General features: G+C 71.9%; 6 protein-coding genes and 1 pseudogene. 3 read left to right on the top strand and 4 right to left on the bottom strand.

What is annotated here, in order from left to right; translation table 11 throughout:
- Both CCL05_RS39145 and CCL05_RS39140 read right to left on the bottom strand, forming a co-directional pair.
- Positions 1 to 1,414 (bottom strand): DUF4132 domain-containing protein (locus tag CCL05_RS39145; protein WP_143590021.1); only part of this gene is annotated, 1,414 nt, incomplete at its 3' end.
- On the bottom strand, positions 1,414 to 1,806 hold the full coding sequence (locus CCL05_RS39140) for a hypothetical protein (RefSeq protein WP_086565369.1): 393 nt from the start codon (positions 1,804 to 1,806) through the stop codon (positions 1,414 to 1,416). The genes CCL05_RS39140 and CCL05_RS39145, both read right to left, overlap by 1 nt.
- A gap of 119 nt (positions 1,807 to 1,925) precedes the next feature.
- Here CCL05_RS39140 and CCL05_RS39135 point away from each other — a divergent pair, with 119 nt between their 5' ends.
- Genes CCL05_RS39135 through CCL05_RS39125 form a run of 3 tightly spaced genes read left to right on the top strand, consistent with a single transcriptional unit; the run spans position 1,926 to position 3,643 of the window.
- Entirely contained in the window at positions 1,926 to 2,333 is a 408-nt protein-coding gene (locus CCL05_RS39135) for a hypothetical protein (RefSeq protein WP_086565368.1), read from the top strand.
- Positions 2,334 to 2,345: 12 nt separating this feature from the next.
- Positions 2,346 to 2,882, top strand: a complete 537-nt coding sequence (locus CCL05_RS39130) for a thiol-disulfide oxidoreductase DCC family protein (protein WP_086565367.1) — start codon at positions 2,346 to 2,348, stop codon at positions 2,880 to 2,882.
- A gap of 17 nt (positions 2,883 to 2,899) precedes the next feature.
- Positions 2,900 to 3,643 carry a TetR/AcrR family transcriptional regulator gene (locus CCL05_RS39125; protein ID WP_086565366.1) on the top strand — a complete coding sequence of 248 codons (744 nt, stop codon included), beginning with the start codon at positions 2,900 to 2,902 and terminating at the stop codon, positions 3,641 to 3,643.
- 30 nt (positions 3,644 to 3,673) lie between these two features.
- Here CCL05_RS39125 and CCL05_RS39120 read toward each other — a convergent pair whose 3' ends face one another.
- Both CCL05_RS39120 and CCL05_RS39115 read right to left on the bottom strand, forming a co-directional pair.
- On the bottom strand, positions 3,674 to 5,215 hold the full coding sequence (locus CCL05_RS39120) for an ABC transporter substrate-binding protein (RefSeq protein WP_244204551.1): 1,542 nt from the start codon (positions 5,213 to 5,215) through the stop codon (positions 3,674 to 3,676).
- 179 nt (positions 5,216 to 5,394) lie between these two features.
- Positions 5,395 to 5,621, bottom strand: a pseudogene (locus tag CCL05_RS39115) (metallophosphoesterase); the annotation flags it as partial.

Genomic DNA, 5,621 nt, shown 5'->3' with positions numbered 1-5,621 from the left:
GGCGGGCCAGGGTGCCGACCAGGGGGTGGTCGAGGTAGCGCTCCCGCCAGACGGCGTACGGCCAGCTGCGGCGGGCCAGGAACTGGCGGTCCAGGCGCTCGCTCTGGGCCGAGAGCATCTTGTCGATGTCCTTGACCGCGGTCTTCAGTTCCTTCAGCTCGTCGGCGTGGTCCCGCTTCACCGCGGCCGGCACGCTCTTGACGGGCTTGCCCGCGGCGTTGCGCCAGCCGAGCAGGGCCTTCGAGCCTCGGATCTCCAGCAGGGCCGTGGCGTCCCCGAGGCCGTACGTCGCGCGGCCGACCTCCGTGAGTCCGTAGGCCGGGACCGCCAGTTCCTCGATCTCCTCGCGGCTGAGGCCGAGCGCGGTGGCCCGGGCCTCCAGGGCCGTGTCGAGGAGCTTGGCGGTGTTCTTGTAGGTCACCCGCGTGGCCAGCCGGGCGAGTTCGGCGAGGGCCGCTTCGGAGTCGACGCGGGCGAGCGCGACGACGCCCGCGTTGGCAACCTTGGGGTTGCGGGGGCCGAGGCCCGCGACCTTCTTCAGTGAGGTCTCGACCAGGGCGCCGAGGGCGCGGGCCGTGCCGGGGTCGGGCGGCAGCAGGGACAGGAGCCAGGCCAGTCCGCGCAGGGCTGTCGCGTTGTACGGGTCGTAGGCGTTGTTGATGTCCGGCTCCCACGCGCGGCGCTCCAGTGGAAGCGTGCGGGGGCGGCCGACGAGGGCGAGCCAGGTCAGGAGCCTCTCGCGCACCGCGTCCGGGCCCAGTGTGTCCAGCAGGGCCCGCGCCCCCTTGTCCCACTTGGCCGTGGGCTTGGACGCCGTGGCTGTCAGGGCGTGTCTGAGGAGTGCCTGCCAGTCGGGAGTGGTGGCGTCGCGCAGGGCCTGTTCGGCCCAGGCCTCACCGACGTTGAGGACAGGGTCGGTGAGCCGGCGGACCAGGCTCGGGAGGTCGTCGGCGCGGTAGGCGTCCAGGGCCGCGCGGCGGACGACGGCCACGACGGGCGCGGGGAGCGGGCGGCCGGCGGCCAGTTCGGCGCGGGCCAGGACGTCGAAGCGGGCCGAGTGCCAGAAGGTCTGCCGTCGGGCCAGGTCGGTCAGGGCCCGGTGGCGCTCGGCGGCCAGCGGGTCGTCGTCGAGGCCCTCGGAGACCAGGCCGCACAGGGCGAGATGGCTGCAGCGGTCCTCCGTGTCGTCACCGGCCTGCCCGAAGCGGTCGGCCAGGGCGTGCAGCAGCGGGCGGCGGCGCTCCGCCGGCAGGTCCCGGAGCAGGTCGAGCACCTGCTCCCAACTGCCGCCCCAGGTGCCGCGGCTGGAGTCGAGGACGCTCAGCACCTCGTCGGCGACCCGGCCCACGTCGCCGTCGGCGATCCTGTTGCGCAGCCGGTCCAGGTGGGACCTGGGCGTGCGGAAGGCGCTCATCAGCCACCGACCAGAGGGACGAGCTTGAGGAACGTGACCTCGGCGCCCAGCGGGAGGTCGATCTCCTCGTCGGGGTCGGTGACCTGACGGTCGCCCACCAGCACCAGGAAGCCGTTCCCCGCGAACGCCCGCAGGGCCAGGGCCGTCTGCGCCTCGGCGTCGATCCGGCGGGGCGTGCGCACCGCGTACCCGTTCAGCACGCGCTCGGTGTCCTCGGGCTGCACGAGGCCCTGGAACACCTCCGGCGTCCGGGCGTTGAACTCGGCGACCTCCTGGAACACCCGGCGCCGGATCAACTCCCGTGCGGTCAGCCGCTCCTCGGCGATCTCCAGCCCCCACGCGGCCCGCCGCTCCCCCGCTGTCGTCTCGTCGACGAACGTCACGATTGCCATGCCGACGACAGTACGGGCCACCACTGACAATCACCCCCGACCATGTGTTGAACATGTTCAAAAACAGGTCTAGAGTCATCCCCGACAGCGTTTTGAACGTGTTCAAGAAGGGTGGGGCAATGGACCGCACGGTCATCGCCTACGTCATCTACCTGCTGGTCAGCATCGGTCTGACCGTCTGGGTGGCCCGCACGCTCAGCCGGAACGGGAGGATCTTCCTCGCCGACGTGCTGCACGGCAACGAGAAGCTCGCCGACGCCGTCAACCACCTCCTGGTGGTCGGCTTCTACCTCGTCAACCTCGGGTTCGTCGCGCTGTACCTGAGCGGCGACGGGACCATCAGCGACACGCGCGGCGTCTTCGAGGCCCTGTCGACCAAGCTCGGCGTGGTGCTGCTGGTGCTCGGCGTGATGCACCTGGCCAACGTCTACGTGCTCAACCGGATCCGGCGGCGCGGTGCCATGGAGCGCGAGCAGGTGCCGCCGGTGCCGCCGCAGGGCTGGGCCGCCCCGCAGGCGCAGGCCTGAGCGGAGCGCGGCATGAACGCCACCGGCACGAACACGACCGGCACGAACGCACCCGCACCGGTCCGCCGGCTCACCGTCCTGTACGACGCCGAGTGCTCCCTGTGCGCGTTCCTGCGCGACTGGCTCCTGCGGCAGCCGAAGCTGGTGCCGCTGGAGCTGGTCCCGGCCGGCTCCGAGGAGGCCCGGCGGCGGTTTCCCGGCCTCGACCACGGCGCCACCCTCGACGAGATCACCGTCGTCGGCGACGCCGGGCAGGTCTACCGGGGCCCCGCCGCCTGGATCGTCACCCTGTGGGCGCTGCGCGAGCACCGGCCGCTCGCCCACCGGCTCAGCACCCCGTCCGGCGCCCGGCTCGCCAAGGGCGCGGTGCTGGCCGCCGCCAAGTGGCGCGGTACGCAGTGGAGCCGTGGACAGGGCGGCGGGCAGTGGGGCGGGCGGGTGTACCGGCGGGCGGACGGGTGGGCGTACGACCCGGACCTCGGCTGGACCTACACCGCGCCGGGCTGCGCCGACGGCACCTGCGCCCCTCACCGGGCGCCGGGGCGCTGACGTTAGGCTCTCTTCCCGTGTCCGCGAAGAACGACGGCCCCGACGACGGCGCCACCCCGAGCAAGTCCGAGCAGACCCGCGCCCTGATCCTGGAGACGGCCATGCGGCTGTTCCAGGAGCGCGGCTACGACAAGACGACGATGCGGGCCATCGCCAAGGAGGCCGGGGTCTCCGTCGGCAACGCGTACTACTACTTCGAGGGCAAGGAACACCTGATCCAGGGCTTCTACGACCGGATCGCCGCCGAGCACCAGGTGGCGGTCCGGGAGATCCTGGACCGGGAGAGCGATCTGGAGGCCCGGCTCGCGGGCGTGCTGCGGGCCTGGCTGGACATCGCCGCTCCCTACCACGAGTTCGCGGTGCAGTTCTTCAAGAATGCCGCCGACCCGGACAGCCCGCTCAGCCCCTTCTCCCCCGAGTCGGAGCACGCGCGCGAGGAGGCCATCAGCGTCCACCGGGAGGTGCTGGCCGGGGCGACGAAGACCAAGGTGGCCGAGGAACTGCGGGACATCCTGCCCGAGTTGATGTGGCTGTCCCAGATGGGCCTCGTCCTGTACTGGATCTTCGACCGGACCGAGGGCCGGGAGCGCAGCTACCGGCTCGCCGAGCGCGGGGCGCGGCTCACCGCGCGGGGTGTCGCACTGGCCCGCTTCCGGGTGCTGCGGCCGCTCGTACGCGAGGTGCACGAGCTGTTCACGGACTTCCTGCCGGGCATGACCCGGGCGGTCCCGGACCCCGCCGCGCGGCGGACCGGCGCGTAAGGCACGGGCGCCCGGAGCACGCACGGGCCTCTAGAGCTGCGTGAGGCTCCACAGGCGGAACACGCCCGTGCCGTCCGACAGGTACTGGCCGCCGCCGATGTCCTCCGTGGTGACGACGTACTCCTTGCCCTGCCACAGCGGCAGCACCGGCACGTCCTCGGCGACGGTCTGCTGCACCGACTGGAAGTCCCGGTCGGCCTCGCCGCGATCGGCGTAGCGCTGACTGTCCTTGATGAGCCGGTCGACGGTCTTGCTGCTGTAGCCGGTGTTCATGGCGCTGCCGGTGCCGACGAGCGCGGCCTGGAAGGTGTCCGGGTCGGGGAAGTCGGCGACCCAGCCGACGGCGTACGCGTCGAGCTCACCGCTCGACCAGCGCTTCTGGAAGTCGGTCCACTCGTAGCCCTTGAGGGTGACCTCGAACAGGCCGCTCGCCTCCAGCTCCCGCTTGATCTCGGCGGCCTCCTGCGCACCGGCGCCGCGGCCCTTGGCGTAGCCGTAGGTGAAGCGGACGGGCAGGGTCACACCGGCCTGGGTGAGCAGCTTCCGCGCCTTCTTCGGGTCCGGCTGGGGATAGTCGTCGAAGAACGAGGCGGTGTGCCCGGTGAGGCCCGCCGGGATCAGCGAGTACAGCGGGTCGACGGTGCCGTCGTAGACGGTGGCGGCCAGCCGCTCGCGGTCGATGAGCCAGGCCATGGCCCGCCGGACCTTCGGATCGTGCAGGGGCTTGCCCGCGCGGGTGTTGAAGTACAGGTTGCGGGTCTCGGAGCCGTCCGCCTCGAAGACGCGCTGCGCGGGATCGCTCGGGTTCAGGCCGGCGAGGACGTCGGGCGGCAGCTGGCGGGTGGCGACCTCGACCCGCTTGGCCTTCCAGGCGGTGTCCAGGGCGCCGGGGGTGGCGTAGTAGCGCAGTTCGACGGTCCGGTTCGCACCGCCCTTGACGGCGCCCTGGTACCGGCTGTTGGGCGCGAGGACCGCCTTGGCGTCCTTGGTGTAGGAGGTGAGGGTGTACGGGCCGGTGCCGTCGACACCGCTGCCGGTGCGCAGCTTGTCGGCCGGGTACGCGGTGTGGTCGACGATCGAGCCCGCACCGGTGGCCACCTTGAACGGGAACGTGGCGTCGGGCGAGGACAGGTGGAAGGTGACGGTCAGCCCGTGGGCGTCCACGGAACGCAGGGTGTCCAGCAGGGAGGCCGGGCCGACCGCGGACTTGATCCTCATGATCCGGTCGAAGGAGTACTGCACGTCCGCGCCGGTCATCGTCCGGCCGCTCGGGAAAGAGAGGCCGGAGCGCAACCGGCAGCGGTACGTGGTCAGGTCGCCGCCGGCGAACGCACAGCTCCTGGCCGCGTCCGGGACGGGCGCGGTGCCGCCCGGAGCGAAGGTGAGCAGTGACTGGAAGACGTTGCTGAACAGCGCCCAGGAACCGGCGTCGTAGGCGCCGGCCGGGTCGAGGGACGTGACGGCGTCCGTCGTGCCGACCGTGATGGCCGTGCCGTGCTTCTTCGACGGCACGAGCTGCCAGGCGCCCACGCCCACGGCCGCCAGGACGAGCAGTCCCGCGAGTATCCGCATGCGAACCGATCGCATCGGCCTTGCCTCCCAGGCCCGTGGGCCCTCGTGCCAGTGCCACACCCCTTTGTGGCGGCCTCACCCAATCACAGGTGTTTGAGCGGGCGGAAGGGAGATCTGCCGAGTTGGGAAAGAACTTACCGATGGGCGTTTCGGTCCGGTTTCACAGCGTTCTCACAGGGTCAGGCCTGCCGCGACGCCAGCTCGATCAGGGTGATGTCCGACGGTGCCCCCACCCGGGTGGGCGGGCCCCAGGCGCCCGCGCCGCGTGAGACGTAGAGCTGGGTGTCGCCGTAGCGCTCCAGGCCCGCGACGGTGGGGTTCGCGGCGGCGGCGATGAGGTTGCCGGGCCAGAGCTGGCCGCCGTGGGTGTGGCCGGACAGCTGGAGGTCGACGCCGTGCTCGACGG

It is taken from the genome of Streptomyces africanus (genome assembly GCF_002150735.1).
GTDB classification, from domain to species: Bacteria; Actinomycetota; Actinomycetes; order Streptomycetales; family Streptomycetaceae; genus Streptomyces; species Streptomyces africanus.
Note: the sequence above shows the minus strand (reverse complement) of the source record. Positions and strands in the feature narration are given on the sequence as shown.

Bases quoted from the DNA above. Each gene is read 5' to 3' on its own strand.
- CCL05_RS39140 (WP_086565369.1), bottom strand. From the start codon at position 1,806: ATGGCAATCGTGACGTTCGTCGACGAGACGACAGCGGGGGAGCGGCGG.
- CCL05_RS39135 (WP_086565368.1), top strand. From the start codon at position 1,926: ATGGACCGCACGGTCATCGCCTACGTCATCTACCTGCTGGTCAGCATC.
- CCL05_RS39130 (WP_086565367.1), top strand. From the start codon at position 2,346: ATGAACGCCACCGGCACGAACACGACCGGCACGAACGCACCCGCACCG.
- CCL05_RS39120 (WP_244204551.1), bottom strand. From the start codon at position 5,215: ATGCGGATACTCGCGGGACTGCTCGTCCTGGCGGCCGTGGGCGTGGGC.